Source organism: Methylobacterium sp. CM6246 (assembly GCF_054818005.1).
The window spans coordinates 5,055,936-5,073,470 of the sequence record NZ_JBTXKY010000001.1; the positions used below are offsets into that span (position 1 = coordinate 5,055,936).

At 68.7% G+C, this 17,535-nt stretch carries 14 protein-coding genes; 7 read left to right on the forward strand and 7 right to left on the reverse strand.

All coding sequences use genetic code 11. From position 1 onward, the window contains the following. Window positions 1–2: 2 nt before the first annotated feature. Window positions 3–1,412 (reverse strand): class I SAM-dependent methyltransferase, encoded by a 1,410-nt coding sequence (locus tag ACYQPG_RS24405; RefSeq protein WP_461231922.1) that lies wholly within the window; start codon window positions 1,410–1,412, stop codon window positions 3–5. 82 nt (window positions 1,413–1,494) lie between these two features. Between ACYQPG_RS24405 and ACYQPG_RS24410 the strand changes: the two genes are divergently transcribed. The 4 genes from ACYQPG_RS24410 (at window position 1,495) to ACYQPG_RS24425 (ending at window position 4,755) form a co-directional block, all read left to right on the forward strand. Next, on the forward strand, window positions 1,495–2,337 hold the full coding sequence (locus tag ACYQPG_RS24410; protein ID WP_461231923.1) for a glycosyltransferase family 2 protein: 843 nt from the start codon (window positions 1,495–1,497) through the stop codon (window positions 2,335–2,337). A 192-nt stretch (window positions 2,338–2,529) separates the two neighbouring features. Continuing rightward, window positions 2,530–3,363, forward strand: a complete 834-nt coding sequence (gene mdcB, locus ACYQPG_RS24415) for a triphosphoribosyl-dephospho-CoA synthase MdcB (protein ID WP_419830446.1) — start codon at window positions 2,530–2,532, stop codon at window positions 3,361–3,363. Between the two features lie 65 nt (window positions 3,364–3,428). After that, window positions 3,429–4,199 carry a DUF3750 domain-containing protein gene (locus tag ACYQPG_RS24420; protein WP_419830447.1) on the forward strand — a complete coding sequence of 257 codons (771 nt, stop codon included), beginning with the start codon at window positions 3,429–3,431 and terminating at the stop codon, window positions 4,197–4,199. Window positions 4,200–4,506: 307 nt separating this feature from the next. Then, complete coding sequence (locus ACYQPG_RS24425; RefSeq protein ID WP_147939343.1) at window positions 4,507–4,755, forward strand: hypothetical protein; 249 nt, start codon at window positions 4,507–4,509, stop codon at window positions 4,753–4,755. A 61-nt stretch (window positions 4,756–4,816) separates the two neighbouring features. Here the strand turns inward: ACYQPG_RS24425 and ACYQPG_RS24430 are convergent, their stop codons facing one another. Both ACYQPG_RS24430 and ACYQPG_RS24435 read right to left on the reverse strand, forming a co-directional pair. After that, window positions 4,817–5,893, reverse strand: coding sequence for a DUF2778 domain-containing protein (locus ACYQPG_RS24430; protein ID WP_419830448.1), 1,077 nt, complete (start codon window positions 5,891–5,893; stop codon window positions 4,817–4,819). Between the two features lie 236 nt (window positions 5,894–6,129). Next, window positions 6,130–6,912 (reverse strand): lytic murein transglycosylase, encoded by a 783-nt coding sequence (locus ACYQPG_RS24435; protein WP_187193687.1) that lies wholly within the window; start codon window positions 6,910–6,912, stop codon window positions 6,130–6,132. A gap of 803 nt (window positions 6,913–7,715) precedes the next feature. Here ACYQPG_RS24435 and ACYQPG_RS24440 point away from each other — a divergent pair. Together ACYQPG_RS24440 and ACYQPG_RS24445 are read left to right on the forward strand one after the other, a co-directional pair. Continuing rightward, window positions 7,716–8,402 carry a class I SAM-dependent methyltransferase gene (locus tag ACYQPG_RS24440; RefSeq protein ID WP_147855540.1) on the forward strand — a complete coding sequence of 229 codons (687 nt, stop codon included), beginning with the start codon at window positions 7,716–7,718 and terminating at the stop codon, window positions 8,400–8,402. A 48-nt stretch (window positions 8,403–8,450) separates the two neighbouring features. Next, window positions 8,451–9,062 carry a hypothetical protein gene (locus tag ACYQPG_RS24445; protein ID WP_419830450.1) on the forward strand — a complete coding sequence of 204 codons (612 nt, stop codon included), beginning with the start codon at window positions 8,451–8,453 and terminating at the stop codon, window positions 9,060–9,062. 171 nt (window positions 9,063–9,233) lie between these two features. Here ACYQPG_RS24445 and ACYQPG_RS24450 read toward each other — a convergent pair whose 3' ends face one another. After that, the gene (locus ACYQPG_RS24450; protein ID WP_419830451.1) at window positions 9,234–10,925 is read right to left on the reverse strand and encodes an aminotransferase class III-fold pyridoxal phosphate-dependent enzyme; all 1,692 of its coding nucleotides are present in this window, start codon (window positions 10,923–10,925) and stop codon (window positions 9,234–9,236) included. A gap of 32 nt (window positions 10,926–10,957) precedes the next feature. On the opposite strand from ACYQPG_RS24450, the gene asd reads away from it, so the two are divergent. Then, complete coding sequence (gene asd, locus ACYQPG_RS24455) at window positions 10,958–11,854, forward strand: archaetidylserine decarboxylase (RefSeq protein WP_419830452.1); 897 nt, start codon at window positions 10,958–10,960, stop codon at window positions 11,852–11,854. 39 nt (window positions 11,855–11,893) lie between these two features. On the opposite strand, the gene ACYQPG_RS24460 is transcribed toward asd, so the two are convergent. The 3 genes from ACYQPG_RS24460 to ACYQPG_RS24470 form a co-directional block, all read right to left on the reverse strand. Continuing rightward, a complete protein-coding gene (locus ACYQPG_RS24460; protein ID WP_419830453.1) occupies window positions 11,894–13,561 on the reverse strand; it encodes a methyl-accepting chemotaxis protein in 1,668 nt (555 codons plus the stop codon). A 387-nt stretch (window positions 13,562–13,948) separates the two neighbouring features. Continuing rightward, window positions 13,949–16,393, reverse strand: a complete 2,445-nt coding sequence (gene gyrB / locus ACYQPG_RS24465; RefSeq protein ID WP_147908287.1) for a DNA topoisomerase (ATP-hydrolyzing) subunit B — start codon at window positions 16,391–16,393, stop codon at window positions 13,949–13,951. Window positions 16,394–16,571: 178 nt separating this feature from the next. Then, complete coding sequence (locus tag ACYQPG_RS24470; protein WP_461231924.1) at window positions 16,572–17,534, reverse strand: aldo/keto reductase; 963 nt, start codon at window positions 17,532–17,534, stop codon at window positions 16,572–16,574. Window position 17,535: the final 1 nt, after the last annotated feature.

The following is a 17,535-nucleotide window of genomic DNA, read 5'->3' on the forward strand; positions in this document are numbered from 1 at the left end:
CCTCAGGCGAGGGGGACGCCGAGAACCTTCCGGCTTTCCTCCGCCAGCACCGCGTGACGCACTGCGACCGGGCCCTCGGTGGGCGTCTCCTGGGCGGCCTTGGCGATGATCGCCTTGAACCGTTTCTTGTCCCAGGAGCGGGGGCCCAGGGATTTCGACACGGCCTCGAGCACGACCCGCACGGCCAGCGACCGCTGGCGTTCCCGCGCCAGCTCGGCGGCCAGGAGCGGATCCGCGAACTGCGCCGCGCCGATCGGCACGACCAGGACCGCGTTGTCGGCCAGCATCGGATCGTCCTCGCCGGGCCCCGCCGGATCGTCGGAGGCTTTCCGCGGGTGCAGGATCTTCGTCGCCTCGTTCAGCAGAATCTGGTGCTGGATCGGAGCCAGGGCGTTCGCGGGAACGTCCTGGCCGGCGAGCGCGATCAGCTCCCTGAACCGGCGGCGCTTCAGGCCGAACCGACCGGTGCTGGCCTGCACGGCCGCGAGCACTCGCTTCAGCGCTGCCGTGCGGTATTCGGCGCGCAGGAGCCGGTCGCGTAAGGTCGCCGCCGTCTCGCTGAGCGGCCCGTCCGGTAATTGTCGTGCCTGATCGGCCAGTTCCAGGATCACGCGCTGCATCAGGGCTGTGCGTTGCCGCTGGGCCTCGTCGTCGGAGGGGCGCGATGCACCCTTGCGCAGCCAGACGAAGAACTCCGTCGCATGCCGCTCCTGGATGTTCTCGACCGCAAGATCGAGATAGCCGAGCAGCGACAATTCCAGGATCATCAGGCTGAAGCTCGACGGCACGAACACCCAGGCATGCGCGTCGGTGTAATCGGGACGCTGGGCGGCCGCATGCCATTGCGGTGCGTCGGTAAGCGGGCAGACCGGTTCGGCCGGCTGGCAGTCGCCGGCGGCCCAAGCGCCGGCACCGCCTGGCTTCAACGCCATGTTCAAGGCGTAGTCGATATGCGTGCGCAGCGTGTGCCGGTCCCGGCGCTCGAGGAACGCCGTGATCGCGTCTGCCGTGCCGGAGAGCGAGCGGTAGAAGTCGAAGCACTTGCGTTTGTCCGGCACGGCCAGGATCACGACGCCATCCGGCTTCAGCAACGTCTCCGCGGCCTTCAGGAACGTCACGATGTCGGTGGTGTGCTCGATGACGTGGCTGGCGATGAAGGCGTCGAAACGTCCATGCTGATCGCTCGGGACCGCATCGGCAAGAGAACCGCCGGTCCAGACGATGTCGACCTCCTCGATCCGATCTATCGTCTGATCATGGTATTTCCGTAGGAGGTCCTCGCGCGACGCGTGGTCGACGACGATCGTGTTCCAACCGTCGCGCTTCGGAGCAAGTGGATTGAAACTGGGTCCGATCTCGATGATCCGCGCGTCCTTGCTCAGAGATCGCAACAGTTGGGGCGCTCGCTCCATGTTCAGCTTAGCTCCTCATTAGCGTGCCGCCGCGTACGATGGCGGCGGAGGATCGACATTTCGTTGCGGAGGAAAAGGTCCGGTGCAGAAAAGGCCGCTCGCCGTGGTCACCATGGCCTACAATGAAAGCACGATGTTACCGCTGTGGTTGAGGCATTACGACCGGCAGGTCGGGGCCGAGAACTGTTACGTTCTCGATCACGGATCCGATGACGGCTCGACGATGGGGATCCCAGCGAACCGGATCCGGTTGCCCAGGACGCCGCTGGACGAATGGGCGCGCGTGAATACAATTCGCGATTTTTGTGCTTCGTTGTTCATCGGTTTCAAATGCGTGCTCTTCACCGATACCGACGAATTGGTCATTGCCGATCCGGATGTCGCATCATCACTGTCGGACTATATCGCGTCGCGGGATGTGCCGCCGGTCCTCGATCTGTTCGGCGCCGACGTCCGCCATGTGGAGGGTGAGGCACCGATCGACCTCCAGCGGCCGATATCGCTGCAACGCGGATATATCCGCTCGATCTCGTCCCTCTGCAAGGCGACGCTGATCTCAAAGCGTACCGATTGGCATATCGGTTTTCACTGTGTCGTCCACGATCATCGACCGAAATTCGGCGATCTGTTCTTGTTTCATCTTGCGCATTGCGACAACGATATCTTGTTCGAGCGCCAGAAGAAGCGCAACGCCGCCGCACCGATCAGTATTCCGGATTCGCACCACGCCATTCCGCCGTCAGAGTTTCGGGATCATATCAAGACCGAGCTTGCCGGACTCACGAGACGACGCATCCAGCTGCGCGCCGGGGAAAATCTCTTCGAAACGACGAAGAGACTATTCGCCGACGCTATCGAGCGCAAGAGTTGGGCGCAGGCGCCTGATCTTTGGCAATTGCCGGAGCGATTTGTCGGAACGTTTTGACGGCTTTGAGGGCGCGGCCCGCTCGGACGCCCGTCGCAGCGGTTCGATTGACCGCTGCGCGGGTGGTGCGTAGCAGCTTACCGTTGCCGACAAGCCGTTATCTGCACGGGCCGCAGATCGCGCGGGGCCGGGCAGCACGATCGATCGTAGCCGCGTGGGAGAGGCCGCATCTTCGACCTGTGCGTTCAGGACATGCAGCACGCTTCGGACCCTTGGCCCGAGCGCGTGGCGGATCTCGCGCACGCGGCGCTGATCGACGAGCTTGAGACGTGGCCCAAGCCCGGTCTCGTCAGCCCGGTCGATTCCGGCAGCCACCATGACATGGATGCCGGCACCCTGCGGCGGAGCGCGGCGGCGATCCGGCCGTTCTTCGTGGCGCTCGTGTCGGCCGGCCGCGAAGGCGCTGGAATGGACGAGCTGCGGGCGATCGGGTTGCGGGCCGAGGCGGCGATGCTGGAGGCGACCGGCGGCGTCAACGCCCATCGCGGCGCGATCTTCGCCCTGGGGCTGATCTGTGCCGGCGCCGGTGTCACCGGGGACATCCCGGCCTCGGCCGAGGCCCGGGCCGAGGCCGTGGGCCGGCTGTGGGGCGGGGCCATCGCGAGGGCGCAGACTTCCGCCGACAGCCATGGCGGTCGGGCCGCCCGCCGCTACGGTGTCGGGGGCGCCAGCGCGGAAGCCGCCGCCGGTTTCCCGACCATCCGGGCCGTGGGCCTTCCGGCCCTGCGCCTCGGCCGTGCCCAGGCGCCGGACGATCCTCAGGCTGCACGGGTCCAGTGTTTCTTCGCGCTCCTCGCGATCCTGGACGACACCAACCTGCTTCACCGCGGCGGCGCCGAAGGATTGGCCCGGGCGCAAGCCGCCGCGACGGATTTCCTCGAAGCGGGGGGAATCGCCGACCCGGGTTGGCGTGACCGCGCCGTGAGGATCCATCGCAGCTTCGTGTCGGCGCGGCTCAGTCCCGGCGGGTGCGCCGACCTCCTGGCCACGACGCTTTTCCTCGAGGCGTTGTCCCAGCCGTCGTGACCGTACGCGGGCCCGGCCGGCGCGCTCCGTTCGGCCGCATGGGAACGGGCCCGATCCGTGCCTACATGAGAAGCATCGTCCATCACGCCCCGGCCAAACCCGTGTCCCTGCTCAGGTTCGCGTTCCTCGCGCTCGTCCTCGTCTTCCTGGTACCGGTCGCGGTCTCGGCGACCCTGTATTGGCTGCGCGCGAGCGGCGACTGGCGCTCCGCGGACCGGTCCAGCGCCGGCCTGCTTCCGCCGGCCGAATCGAATCCCTCGGCCGTCGTCCGGATCTTCTCCGCCCGCACCGTGAGCTGGCGCGGGATCGTGGCGACCCACAGCTGGATCGTGATCAAGGGGACCGGCGAACGCAGATACCGGCGCTTCGATTACACGGCCTGGGGCGAGCCGATCTGGATCGACCGCTTCGTCCCGGACGGGCGCTGGTTCGGCAACCCGCCCGAGATCGTGTTCGCGGCGGACGGGTCCGACGCGGAAGCGATGCTGCCGCGCATCCGCAAGGCCGTGGCCGAGTACCGCTACGCGCGCCCCGGAGATTACGTGGTGTGGCCGGGTCCGAACTCGAACACCTTCGTGGCGGCCGTGATGGCGGCGGTGCCCGAGATGCGGGCCAGCCTCCCCGCCACGGCGATCGGCAAGGACTTTCCCTATGACGGCCGCTGGATCGGGTGGACGCCGTCCGGGACCGGTATCCGGATCAACCTCGGCGGCTATCTCGGGTTGACGCTCGCCTGGGTCGAAGGGCTGGAGTTGAACCTGCTCGGCGGCGTCGCCGGGATCGATCTGCGCCGTCCGGGCATCAAGCTGCCCGCGATCGGTCGCCTCGGCATCTGACGGCCGTTTGAACCGGCCCGTCGATCGGATCCTGTCCGGCAGGGAAGCGCGAACGGATTTCAGACGGCCGCTACATCACAACGTCGTTTCAACGCATAGCATAGGCTCGGCCGAGCTTAGTGCAATCGAACCAAATCGGTATAAAGACACCCATCGATTCGGCGCGGTGAGCCGTTTTTAGGCACCGACGTCGATTTTGCATCTTGCTTGATCATGTCGACACGGGCGACATGACTCACAGGGAGAATATTGAAGTTGAAATTTTGTATGCCAGTTCGTTGCGCGGACGGTATCCGGAGACGTGTTCATGACGAGGGATTCCGACACCACCCGGTTTGAGCCCAGCGAGCGGCTGGCCCGCATCTCGGACGCGTTGGACCTCCCGTTATCGGTCTTCTACGGTGGCGGGCAGGATGCCGCCGTCGCCCAGGGCGCCGACGAGGGGACCGGATACCTGCTCGCGCTCATCGCCGCGTACCTGCGGGACGCGAAGCCCGAGGCCCGCCGCAGCTTCCTGCAATCGGTGGAGGCGCTCATCAAGGCCGAATCGCTGTGACGGAACCGGGGCCCCGCCGCCTGATGCGCAGTGGCGGGAACCAGCGCCGGCCCGAGACGCCTCAGTTGCCGTTCCGGGCGATCTGGGTGCGGGCCGGGCTCGCGGCCAGGCTCGGCAGCGGATCCTGCGTGCCAGCCACCACCACGAGGCGTTGGATTTCGCCCCGCAGGTAAGCCTGCAGGAATCGTTCGTAGTCGCGGAACGAGACGCACCCGTTCGAATCACCGCGCGGTCCGAGCATGAACGTATGGGCCAACAGCCCGACGCGGCCGTAGACGGCCTCGTTGCCGCCGACCGGGGTGAGCCGGATCGCCCGCACGCCATGGAACAGCTGCTCCCGCTCCCGGAGGTCGTAGGTGCCGGGCGGTGTCGGGCCGCGCATCCGCACGTTGACCATCCGCGGCTCGTCGAGGCCTTCCCCGAGGCCGGAATGCGCTTCGAGCTTCTCGCCGTTCGGCAAAATAACGATGCGCGCCGCGATGTTGTAGATCGCGGTCCCGGCCGTGGGGCGCGTGTCGGTGGGGGCGAGCGGCGGCGAGATGCGCCGCTGCGGCACGAGATCGGCCGGCCGGCTCTCGAGGGCCGCGTAGGCCAGGGCCGGTGCGCGCTCGACGCCGAACAGTTTCTCCAGGAACGAGCGGTCGTCCTCGCGGGGCTGTGCCGGAAGCGGCGGCAGCTCGCGTCGGGCCACGCGCCGCTCGGCCCTGCGGCCGAGATCGGGTCCGCGCGCGGACCGGAATTCGGGCGGCCTCGGAACCGGGAGCGGAACGGTCATCGCCGTGCGCGGGGGCTCCGTGATTTGGGTCTCCGGCACGGGGGCCGGAATCGACGGGGCTGGGGAGGGTTCGATCCCCGACCACGCCCAGCGCGACAGGGGACCACCGGTCGCGTCGCGCCAGGCCTCGTCGACCGGCGCTTCCGCCGCGAGCGGCACGGTATCCGGGGCCGACTCGAACCCCATGCTCTGGCGGTCGGGAACGGCCGGCCTGTCGTCGGCCCGTTGAAGGGGCGGCTGAAGAAGCCCGCTCCCCAGGGCCGACAGCGCGACCGCCGCGGTCAGGACCGCCAGCGGGCCCGCACAGGAGCGGCGTGCCATCCGGGTGGTGGGGCCGCCGAGCGGCACGGAGTCGATAGCCATGCGGGCGCCAATGCTCTCGTCGCGGAGCGGGCGCCTGCCGGATCATCGCCACCGCGGTCCCTGAGAACCGTCGATGGGTATCGATGGGCCGGCCGGCCCCGCCGGGACGAAACAGCGGGACCGGGCCGGCTTTTCTGCGGCAGCTGCGTGGTCGATTCAGGATCGATCGGGACTATTTTCGGGCCAATAGCGGTACAACCCGATTGGCCCGAACAGTATTCGCCAACAGCCAAGCTTCAATCGTTGTCGATCTGCTTGCCGAGCTGCGCGATCGCCCGCTCGTAGACGGTTGCCGCGTTCCAGCCCTGGAGCGCCACGAAGTTCGGCTCGCCGGGCTGGTAGCCGGCACCCGGGCGCCAGCCATGCGCCTTCAGGAAGTTCGCGGTCGACGACAGGGCGGCGTTGACGTTGTTCAGGTCGCCGGTGCCGTAGGTCAGCACGTTCTTGGGCAGGAACTGCGTGTGGCCGACCTCGCCATGGGCGGCGCCGCGGGTGCTCGACGACAGCAGGCCCCGGTCGACCAGGGTCAGGGCCGCGTAGAGCTGATCCGTGAAGTATTCGGAGCGGCGGCAATCATAGGCCAGCGTCGCGACCGCCGAGAGCGTGTTGACGTTGCCGCGGACCGCGCCGAAGCCGGTCTCCATGCCCCAGATCGCCAGGAGCGGGCCCGGGGGGACGCCGTAGCGCTGCTCGATCGAATCGAACAGGGCGGCATGGGTCCGCTTGAGCTGACGCCCCTTCGACACGATGGTCGGGCCGCCGCGCTTGGCCAGGAACTGCTCCAGCGACAGCTTGAAGCTGCGCTGGCCCCTGTCGGCCGAGATCGTCGCCGTGGAGTAGCTGGTGGTCTCCAGCGCCGCCAGGCTCGCCGCGCTGGCCTTGCCGCGCGCCTCCTGGGCGAATTCCCGCTTCCAGGTCTCGAACCCGGCCGCCGAGTTGCCGCACTGCGCGGCCTCCGCCTGTCCGGCCACGCCGGAGAGCCCGGCGAGCGCCGCCACAGCAAGGGTCATACGCCGCATTTGTTCGATCACGCCCAACACTCCTTCGGCGCGAGATCGCGCCACGTTTCTCAACTGATACCGGGGAACATCTCGTCGATAACAGGGCGAGATGATGTCGGCCACGCCGTCCGCCGGCCGTGTGGTATTCGGACCATAGCCGATGCACGCGCGCGCGCTGAGGCGTCCGGATGGACATTTGCCATCATCGTGAACGGCGCCGCGCCGCGTTCGACGCCGGACCCTTCCGGCGGGCGCCGCGTCGGCGATGCCGGTTCCAAAGCCACGCATCCATCTGCCGGAGCGCTTTCCGCCGACGGGATACCGGTTCGGCATAAGTAAGCGGGTCGAATCCAGGACTGCGAGCCGGTCCGCTTGCAACGCGGTCGGGAACGGCTCTAAGGCCGCGGCGCAAGACGATTCCCGATGCCGAAAGATTATGTTCGCGGCGAATGCTTTGCCAGCGAAGTGCATATCGGTAAAAGAACCTTTTGTGATGTCACAACATCGTCAAACGACAATCATAGCTTTGCCGGCGGAAAGATCGCTGCGGGGATACGGTGTGGGGCCGATGACGTTCCGCTTGATGATGCGCCACCGGCGCCGCCGTCCCGTCTGATCGCCGGGCGCTCGCGATGTCCGTGATGTCATCGGCGGATCGCCCGCCCCCCGCCCGAGACAGCGCCGCCAGCGGCCGGCTCGAACCCCGCACGGTTCCGATCCGGGCCTGAGCCCGCCCTTTCCCGAACCCCGGATCCATCGGCCCGCGGCGCGGCCGGCGGCCGGGCGCCTCAACCTGACAGACAGCGAGAGACAGGACCCTCATGGCCCTCGGAACGCACGGCACCGGTTCACCGCGGGCGGCGACGCTCGGTCCAGACCTCGATCGCGACGGCGTCGCCAAGGCCTATGGCCGCTGGGCACCGGTCTACGATCTGGTGTTCGGCCCGGTCTTCGCCCAGGGCCGGACCCTGGCGGCGGCGGCCGCCGAACGGATCGGCGGACGTGTCCTCGAAGTCGGTGTCGGCACCGGCCTGTCGCTGCCGGCCTATCGGCGGGCCGCCAGCATCGTCGGGATCGATATCTCGGCGCCGATGCTGGAGAAGGCGCGCAGCCGCGTCGCCCGCTTGGCGCTGCGCAACGTCGAGCGCCTCGCCGTGATGGACGCCGAGCATCTCGATTTCGCGGACGCGTCCTTCGACGTGGTCGTCGCCCAGTACGTCGTGACCGCGGTGCCGAACCCCGAGGCGGCCCTCGACGAGTTCGCCCGGGTGCTGCGTCCCGGCGGCGAGATCGTCATCACCACCCGGATCGGGGCCGAGGGCGGCCTGCGGCGCCTGATCGAGCACACGCTGATGCCGATCACGAGCCGCCTGGGATGGCGGACCGAGTTCTCCTGGGAGCGCTACGCCGCCTGGGCCGCGACGGCACCCGTGGAGGTCGTGGAGCGACGGGCCCTGCCGCCGCTCGGCCATTTCTCCCTCATCCGCCTGCGCAAGCGCGACGCCTGACCGCGCGCCTTCTGACCCGTCCCCCACCCTCGATCGGAGAAGCACGGCATGGCGAGTTTTCTTGAGACCCTGCGCGTCCAGCGCTGGGACGACCACCGCTATTACCACCACAACCGGATCAACCAGAGCCTGCACGTGGTCAGCGCCGTGAGCTTCTTGGTGGCCTACGCGGTGGCCTTCAAGGATCCGGCGACGGCGGCGCTGATCGGCTGGCTCCTGGCGATGACGAGCCGGCAGGCGGGCCACCTGTTCTTCGAGCCGAAGGGGTACGACCACGTCAACCACGCGACGCACGAGCACAAGGAAGAGATCAAGGTCGGCTACAATCTGCAGCGCAAGATCGTGCTGCTGGCGATCTGGGCGCTGTCGCCGCTGCCGCTCTACTTCGATCCGAGCCTGTTCGGCCTGATCTCGCCGCACCAGACGAACACCGACCTGATCCGCAACGTCGGCTGGATCTGGCTGTGGCTCGCGATGGCCGGCCTACTGTTCCGCACGGTGCAGCTGTTCTTCGTGCGCGACGTGCAGACCGGCCTGGTCTGGGCGACCAAGATCCTCACGGACCCGTTCCACGACATCAAGCTCTACTACAGGGCGCCGCTGGCCCTGCTGCAGGGTGAGATGGTCGAGGAGCACGAGCCGCACGAGCACGGCGCCTGATCGTTACCCGGCCTCGCCGAGCCGGGGGGCTCCCCCCGCCTCGGTGATGCCGGGCAAAGTCCAGGTTTCAAAAGGTCCTGGACATTTTGCCGGTGCAGGGCAGAGCCCTGCAAATTCGGGGCTGCACGCCCCGAACCCTGCCAAAGGGCCGGAGGCCCTTTGGAAACCCGATCAGACCTGGTCCGGCGCCCGGAGGCCGAGACGAGCGCCGAGTTTGCCCAGTCGGATCGCCGCGACCTCCCGCAGGATCGCCTTGCGGATCGCCTTGTCGGTCGTGGCGCCACCGTCCCACCAGCCATCCGCCCGCATGGCGTTCGCCGCCGCCACGAACCGGGCGGCGACCGCCTCGAACGCCGCGTCGTCGTAGGCGAGGCTGAAGATCATCCGGCCGGTCCCGACCCAGGACAGGGCCAGCCCCTCGGCACGCAGGTAGAATTGAAGCATCCAGTTGTAACGCGACGGCCGCGTGTAGAGGACCGTCCAGACCGTGGACAGGGTGGAGACCCGCACCGGCAGCTCGGCCTCGGCCAGCAGCGTGTTGAGGCGCGCGGCCCGGGCATCCCAGGTCGCGTCGAGGTCGCGGTACAGGGCGGCGACCTCCTGCGTCTCCAGGCGATCCAGGAACGCGCTCATGGCGCCCATCACGTAGGGATGCGCGTTGAAGGTGCCGCGGGCGAAGCAGATGTCCACCGGGCGGTCGTCCCGGAAGCGCCGCATCAGTTCGGCCCGGCCGCACAGCACCCCCACCGGCAGGCCGCCGCCCAGGGTCTTGCCGTAGGTCACCATGTCGGCACGCACGCCGAAATAGTCCTGGGCGCCGCCCTGTGCGAGGCGGAAGCCGAGGAACACCTCGTCGAAGATCAGCACGATGCCGTTGGCCGTGCAGACCGCGCGCAAAGCCGCGAGCCATTTCGTATAGGCGGCGCGGTCGAAGGCGGCCTTGCGGGCACTGTCGACCAGCGCGGAATCGGACGGTGCGCCGGCATTCGGATGCATGGCCTGGAGCGGGTTGACCAGCACGCAGGCGACGTCCCGACGGCTGCCCAGCACCCGCAGCGTCCGGTCCGACATGTCGGCCAGCGTGAGCGTGTCGCGGGTCGGCACCGGGTTGCCGATGCCCGGCTGCACCTCCCCCCACCAGCCGTGATAGGCGCCGCAGAAGCGCACGATCCGGCGCCGGCCGGTGTGGTAGCGGGCGAGCCGCGCCGCCTGCATCACCGCCTCGGTCCCGGACATGTGGAACGAGACCTCGTCGAGGCCCGAGAGCGCCTTGAGCCGTGCGACGTTGCCGGTGACCACCGGGTGCAGCGGCCCGAGGACCGGCCCGAGGGCCGCGACCTTCGCGGTGCCCTCCTCCAGGCAGGCCCGGTAGAAATCCACGCCGAACAGGTTGACCCCGTAGGAGCCGGCCAGGTCGTAGAAGACGTTGCCGTCGAGGTCCGTGACCGTGACGCCGTCGGAGGCCGCCGCGAAGGCCCCGGCGCCGAGATGCGCGCGCACGTGGCCGGCATACTGGAACGGCACCCGGTACAGCCCGGTGAATTGCAGGTCGGAGAGGCCGCCGCGGACCACGTCGGTCTCGGCCCGGGTGCGGGCGAACCGTGCGCGGTAGAGTTCGGAGAGCCGCGCGAAGCCGTTCTCCCGCCGCAGCGCCACGGTCTCGTCCGGATCGTCGGAGCGGAAGAACGCGCGCTGCGAGTAGGCGTAGTGCGGGATCAGCCCGGCCACGCGCCGGGCCATCCGGGCGTGGCCGGTCAGGGACGGATGCTTGGCCCGCGACAACTGCAGGCGCTGCGCGGCCTTCGGCAGGGCGAACAAAGCCGCTGCGGCGGTGGCGGACAGGGTGGCGAGGAGTGCGGACATCGCCCCACGCCGTATCGGAGGTGGTTCACGGCATGATGACGGTTTCGGGATCACGGCTGCGGCGCGCCCTGGCGCAGGTGGGCGCCCAGGAGGATCTGAACTTCCTGCTCACCAACCGCCTGCCGCGCCGGCTCGCCACCCGGTTCATGGGCTGGTTCAGCCGGATCGAGCAGCCCCTGGTGCGCGACGTCTCGATCGCCACCTGGCGGCTGTTCTGCGACGTCGATCTCAGCGACGCTCGGGAGACGCGGTTCCCGAGCCTGCACGCGGCCTTCGTGCGGGCCCTGCGCCCCGGTGCCCGGCCGATCGCCGGGGATCCGAACGTCCTGGTCAGCCCCAGCGACGCGATCCTGGGCGCGCATGGCCGGATCGAGGCCGGGCGGCTTCTCCAGATCAAGGGCCTCTCGTACAGCCTCGCCGACCTGCTCGGGGGCGACGCGGCGCTGGCGCGCGCCCACGAGGGCGGCGCCTACGCGACCCTGCGGCTGACCGCCGGGATGTATCACCGCTTCCACGCCCCCCACGACCTGCGGGTCGAAACGGTCCGCCACATCTGGGGGGACACCTGGAACGTGAACCCGATCGCGCTGAAGCGCGTCGAGGCCCTGTTCTGCCGCAACGAGCGGGCGGTGCTGCGCCTGCGGATCGCCGGCCACCCCGTCACCCTGGTGCCGGTGGCGGCGATTCTGGTGGCGGGGCTGCGTCTCGGCTTCCTGCCGGAGGGTGTGGCCCTGCGCCGGACCGGTGGCCGCCCCCTGCCCTGCACCGCCCGCCTGGAAAAGGGCGCGGAGATGGGCTGGTTCGAGCACGGCTCGACCATCGTGGTCCTGGCTCCGCCGGGCTTCACCCTGTCGCCCAGCCTCCAGGAGGGGGCCCGCCTGCGCATGGGCGAGCCGCTGATGCGGCTGCCGGAACCGGGCGCGCCGTAGCCCTGGTCGGTCGGATCGCGGTCCGACCGCCGCGCCTGTTCAGGCCGCCTGCACCTTGGCCAAAAAGTCCGCGACCTCGACGGTCAGCCGTTCCGATTGGTGCGAGAGCTCCGTCGCGGCGATCAGGACGTGCGACGCCGAGGCTCCGGTCTCGCCGACGGCGGCGGTGACCGCCCCGATGTTGCTCGTCACCGCCTGTGTCCCCTCGGCCGCCTGCGTGACGCTGCGGACGATCTCCTGGGTGACGGCGCCCTGCTCCTCCATGGACGCCGTGACGCCGACCGCGATGGCGCGGAGTTCCACGATGGTCGTCGAGATCGTCCGGATCGCCTCGACGGCCCGGTGGGTCTCCCCCTGGATGGCCGCGATCTGCCGGGAGATGGTCTCGGTGGCCTTGGCGGTCTGGGCGGCGAGGTCCTTGACCTCGCCCGCCACCACCGCGAAGCCCCGGCCCGCCTCGCCGGCGCGCGCCGCCTCGATCGTGGCGTTGAGGGCGAGGAGATTGGTTTGCGCCGCGATGCCGCTGATCAGCTCAACCACCGCGCCGATCTTCTCGGCGCCGTCGGCGAGCCCCTGCATGATCGCGTTGGTCTGGGCGGCGTCGGCGGCGGCGCGCTCGGCCATCTCGGAGGATCGGACGATCTGCACGTTGATCTCGCCGATCGAGGCCGCAAGCTCCTCGCTCGCCGCGGCGACGGTCTGCACGTTCGCCGAGGTCTGCTCGGCGCCGGAGGCGACGCTGAGCGACTGCGCCGCCGTCTGGTCGGCGGTCCGGCTCATCGCCTGGGCGGTCGCCTCCATCTCCTCCGCGGCGGCCGACAGGGTCTGGGTCATCTTCGAGACCTCGCCGCGGAACGTGCGGGTGGCCGCGTCCAGCGCCAGCGTGCGACGGTCCTTGGCCTCGTTCTCCGTGGCCGCCTCGGCGTCGGCACGGCGCTTGGCGATCAGCGCCTCCTTGAACACCTGCACGGCGCCGGCCATGGCGCCGATCTCGTCCCGGCGGTCCGCGCCGAGAACCGGCACCTCCACGTCTCCGGACGCCAGGCGGGTCATCGCCGCGGTCATCCCGGCGAGCGGCCCGGCGACCTGCTTGAGCACGGTCACGATGCCGTACACGATCGCGACGGTGGCCAGCACGAAGGCGGCGAGGAGAAGGACACCGGTCCAGCCCGACGTCGTCCGCGCGGTCTCGAACGCCTCCCGCGCCTCCCGGATCTGCAAGCCCGTCAGCTTTCGAAGGGAGGCTTGAGTCCGAACCATCGCGTTCAGGAGGTCCACATGCCGTTCCGCATAGGCGCTCGCCTGGTTGGTGCCGGCGAGGCGCCCGAGATCTCCGATGATCGTGTCGTTCCGGTCGATCTGTGCCTGAAGCTCCCCGGCGAGGATCTTCTCCTCGGGGGTCAGATACGTGGCGAGGTAATCGGCCCATTGCCGCTTCGCCTGCGCCTGCGCGCGCTGGATGATCTCGGCCCCCGAACGCGGATCGGAGCGCCCGCCACTCAGGGCGCGCGAGGCCTCCACCAGGTTGTCGTAGGCGTCGCGCAACCCGCTGAATTGACCGAGCGGAACGACGCGATCTTCGAAGACCGTCTGCAGACTTCGCGTGTTCCAGTGCAGCGCCATATTACCGAGCGCGGTCGTGCCCAACAGCAGCGTGCCCAGGATCGCCAGAAGGGCAACGAGTCGGGTCTTTATAGTCAAGCGCATCAACGACGTCCGGTCCGCGGCGATTCGATTTTCGAAGCCGACACGATATCATTCGATGCTTGACGCAATGACAAGTTTTATTTGCCACGCTGAAATATTTTAATCTTTAGTTCCAGTGTCGCTTTACTATTTTCAATAGGCACCGTTGGACTGATCTCTGTCATGGCGCTATTTGAGTGTTACATCTCATGAAACGAGGAACACGAGCGCCCGAGCGTTGAAATTTGTCACGCGAACGACATGCCGATCCCGAAAGCGCCGCCGTACGATCGTTTGCCAGGGGCTTGTGGCGTGTTCCGGATAAGCCGGGTTCCGCCGATCAGAATGCAACGACGGCGGCCAACGTGGGTGGCCGCCGTCGCTGCGGGTCGCCTCCGGAAAACCCGATCACACGTCCAGGTTGGCGACGCTCAGGGCGTTGTCCTGGATGAACTCCCGCCGCGGCTCGACCACGTCGCCCATCAGCTTGACGAACAGGTCGTCGGCGTCGGTCGTGTCCTTGACCTTCACCTGCAGCAGGGAGCGGACCTCGCGGTCCAGCGTGGTCTCCCAAAGTTGCTGCGCGGTCATCTCGCCGAGCCCCTTGTAGCGCTGAAGCTGGAGGCCCTTGCGGCCGAAGGCCATGACGGCCTCGAACAGCGCGACGGGCCCGTGCAGCACGGTCTCGTCGGTCTTGCGCATCAGCGTCGCCGGCTCGCCGTAGATTTCCCGGAACGCGTCGGCGCGCTCGGACAGGCGCCTGGCCTCCTGGGACGAGATCAGGCTGGCATCCAGGGTGGCGACCTGCTTGACCCCGCGCAGGGTCCGGGTGAGGCGATAGCCGCCCTCGTGGGCTTCACCCTGCCAGCCCTGCTCGATCTCGTCGGCGATCAGATCGAGACGGCGCGCGGTCGTGTCGGCCAGAACCTCGGCCTCGCCCAACCGGGATGCCGCCTCCCCGTCGAACGCCCCGGCCAGCACCGCCTGCTCGACCACCGAGCGGTCGTAGCGGGTGTGGAGTCCCTGGAGCACGTTGCGGAAGCCGCGGGCCTCCTCGACCAGGCTCTTGAGCTGCGGCCCGGTGAACTCCGCCCCCGTCGAGAGCCGCAGGATCGCCCCGTCGGTCCCTTGGTCGATCAGGTAGTCCTCGAGGGCGCGCTCGTCCTTCAGGTAGATCGCCCTGCGGCCGCGCTCGGCTTTGTAGAGCGGCGGCTGGGCGATGTAGAGGTGCCCGCGGTCGATCAGCTCCGGCATCTGGCGGAAGAAGAACGTCAGCAGCAGGGTCCGGATGTGCGAGCCGTCGACATCCGCGTCGGTCATGATGATGATGCGGTGATAGCGCAGTTTTTCCGGGTTGAAGCCTTCCCGGTCCGTGGACGAGCGGCCGATCCCGGCGCCCAGCGCCGTGATCAGCGTGCCGATCTCGGCCGAGGACAGCATGCGGTCGGCCCGCACCCGCTCGACGTTGAGGATCTTGCCGCGCAGGGGCAGCACCGCCTGGAACGCCCGGTCTCGGCCCTGTTTGGCCGAGCCGCCGGCCGAATCGCCCTCGACCAGCAGGATCTCGCACTTCGACGGGTCGCGCTCCTGGCAGTCGGCGAGCTTGCCGGGGAGCGAGGCGATGTCCAGCGCGCCCTTGCGGGTCACGGTCTCGCGGGCCTTCCGGGCCGCCTCGCGGGCGGAGGCCGCCAGCACGACCTTGCCCATCACCGAGCGGGCCTGCTGCGGGTTCTCCTCGAGCCAGGTCGACAGGCCCTCGTTCAGCACGTTCTCGACCGCGGGGCGGACCTCGGAGGAGACCAGCTTGTCCTTGGTCTGCGACGAGAATTTCGGATCCGGAACCTGCACGGAGATGACCGCGGTCAGGCCCTCGCGGCAATCCTCGCCGGTGAGCGAGACCTTCTCGCGCTTCGAGACGCCCGACGAATCGGCGTAGCCGGTGATCTGGCGGGTCAGCGCCGCCCGGAAGCCCGCCATGTGCGTGCCGCCGTCGCGCTGCGGGATGTTGTTGGTGAACGGAAGCACCGTCTCGTTGAACGAGTCGTTCCACCACAACGCGACCTCGACGCGGATACCCTCGCGCTCGGCGCGGACAACCACGGGGCTGGCCATGCCCTCGATCGGCTTGCGGGACCGGTCCAGGTACCGGACGAAGGCCTCGATGCCGCCCTCGTAGTACAGCTCCTCGCGCTTGTGCTCGGCATGGCGCGCATCGGTCAGGACGATGCGCACGCCCGAGTTGAGGAAGGCGAGCTCGCGCAGCCGCTTCTCCAGCGTGCCGTAGTCGAACTCGATCATCGTGAAGGTGTTGGTGGAGGGCAAGAACGTGACTTCCGTCCCGCGCCGCCCCTCGCCGGGGCCTACGATCTCGAGCGGCGCCACGGCATCGCCGTGACGGAACTCCATCGCGTGCTCCATGCCGTTGCGCCAGATCCGGAGCTTCAGGAACGACGACAGCGCGTTCACCACCGAGACGCCGACGCCGTGCAGGCCGCCGGAGACCTTGTAGGAATTCTGGTCGAACTTACCGCCGGCGTGCAGCTGGGTCATGATGACCTCGGCCGCCGAGACGCCCTCCTCCTTGTGGATGTCGGTGGGGATGCCGCGGCCGTTGTCGGAGACCGTGACAGAGCCGTCGGCGTTGAGCTGCACGGTGACGAGGTCGGCATGGCCGCCCAGGGCCTCGTCGATGGCGTTGTCCACCACCTCGTAGACCATGTGGTGCAGGCCCGAGCCGTCGTCGGTGTCGCCGATATACATGCCGGGCCGCTTGCGGACGGCGTCGAGGCCCTTCAGCACGCGGATCGATTCCGCGCCGTACTCGGCGGGCTCGTTCGGAGGGGTGTCGGCCATGAAATTCCTCGGGCAGGCGGACCAGTTCGCGACGGAGGGACTCGCGCCGTCGGGCGCCCACGCCTGCGCTCTCGCTTGGTCCACCTGATATAGGGGTTCCGCGTTGAGATTGCACGATTTTACGGGCTCGCACGCGCCCGTACACCCGCTTTTCTGAGGCTCCGCGCTTAACGCCCCGTTAGCCCTCGATGCCGCCCGCGCTGGCCGCGTCCAAACGAGCGATCGCGTCCGCGGAAAGCTGCAGTTCGGCAGCGCCCAGCAGATCGTCGAGCTGCGCCACCGACGTCGCGCTGGCGATCGGCGCGGTGATGCCGGGCCGGGCGATGATCCAGGCCAGCGCTACCTGGGCCTGCGTCGCGCGCTGGTCCCGGGCCACCGAATCGAGCACGTCGAGGAGTGCCAGCCCGCGCGGGGTAAGGTACTTCGCGACGCGGTTCTCCCGGGCGCGTCCCGCCGCATCCTGGGCGGACCGGTACTTGCCGGTGAGGAAGCCGGCCGCCAGCGAGAAGTAGCCGATCACCCCGATGTCCTCCGCCCGGCACAGCGGTTCGAGCTCCGACTCGTAGCCGCGCTCGGCGAGGCTGTAATCCGGCTGCAGGCATTCGTAGCGCGGCAGGTTGGAGGCGGACGAGACAGTCAGCGCCTCGGCAAGGCGGCTGGCGCCGTAATTCGAAGCCCCGATCGTCCGGACCTTGCCCGAAGCGATCAGGCGCTCGTAGGCCCGCAGGGTCTCCTCCAGGGGCACCTCCGCGTCGTCGAGATGCGACTGATAGAGGTCGATCCGGTCGGTCTGGAGCCGCCGCAGGGACGCCTCGCAGGCCTGCTCGATATGGCGCGCCGACAGGCCCTTGCCGGCGTCACCCATGTCCATGCCGACCTTGGTGGCCAGCACGATCCCGTCCCGGGTGCCCGGGCGCGCCGCGAACCAGCGGCCGATCACGGTCTCGGATTCACCGCCCCGGTGGCCGGGCGCCCAGCGCGAATAGACGTTCGCCGTATCGATGAAGTCGAAGCCGCGCTCCACGAACCGGTCGAGGATGGCGAACGAGGTCGCCTCGTCCGCGGTCCAGCCGAAGACGTTGCCGCCGAGGCAGAAGGGCGCGACCCGGAGGTCGGAGCGGCCGATGCGACGCTTGTCCATG

Excerpts from the sequence above, each read along its gene's own strand:
- gyrB (WP_147908287.1), bottom strand. The coding sequence starts at position 16,393 with ATGGCCGACACCCCTCCGAACGAGCCCGCCGAGTACGGCGCGGAATCG.
- ACYQPG_RS24440 (WP_147855540.1), top strand. The coding sequence starts at position 7,716 with ATGGCCCTCGGAACGCACGGCACCGGTTCACCGCGGGCGGCGACGCTC.
- ACYQPG_RS24445 (WP_419830450.1), top strand. The coding sequence starts at position 8,451 with ATGGCGAGTTTTCTTGAGACCCTGCGCGTCCAGCGCTGGGACGACCAC.
- ACYQPG_RS24420 (WP_419830447.1), top strand. The coding sequence starts at position 3,429 with ATGAGAAGCATCGTCCATCACGCCCCGGCCAAACCCGTGTCCCTGCTC.
- ACYQPG_RS24425 (WP_147939343.1), top strand. The coding sequence starts at position 4,507 with ATGACGAGGGATTCCGACACCACCCGGTTTGAGCCCAGCGAGCGGCTG.
- asd (WP_419830452.1), top strand. The coding sequence starts at position 10,958 with ATGATGACGGTTTCGGGATCACGGCTGCGGCGCGCCCTGGCGCAGGTG.
- ACYQPG_RS24405 (WP_461231922.1), bottom strand. The coding sequence starts at position 1,412 with ATGGAGCGAGCGCCCCAACTGTTGCGATCTCTGAGCAAGGACGCGCGG.
- ACYQPG_RS24435 (WP_187193687.1), bottom strand. The coding sequence starts at position 6,912 with ATGCGGCGTATGACCCTTGCTGTGGCGGCGCTCGCCGGGCTCTCCGGC.
- mdcB (WP_419830446.1), top strand. The coding sequence starts at position 2,530 with ATGCAGCACGCTTCGGACCCTTGGCCCGAGCGCGTGGCGGATCTCGCG.
- ACYQPG_RS24450 (WP_419830451.1), bottom strand. The coding sequence starts at position 10,925 with ATGTCCGCACTCCTCGCCACCCTGTCCGCCACCGCCGCAGCGGCTTTG.
- ACYQPG_RS24430 (WP_419830448.1), bottom strand. The coding sequence starts at position 5,893 with ATGGCTATCGACTCCGTGCCGCTCGGCGGCCCCACCACCCGGATGGCA.
- ACYQPG_RS24460 (WP_419830453.1), bottom strand. The coding sequence starts at position 13,561 with ATGCGCTTGACTATAAAGACCCGACTCGTTGCCCTTCTGGCGATCCTG.
- ACYQPG_RS24470 (WP_461231924.1), bottom strand. The coding sequence starts at position 17,534 with ATGGACAAGCGTCGCATCGGCCGCTCCGACCTCCGGGTCGCGCCCTTC.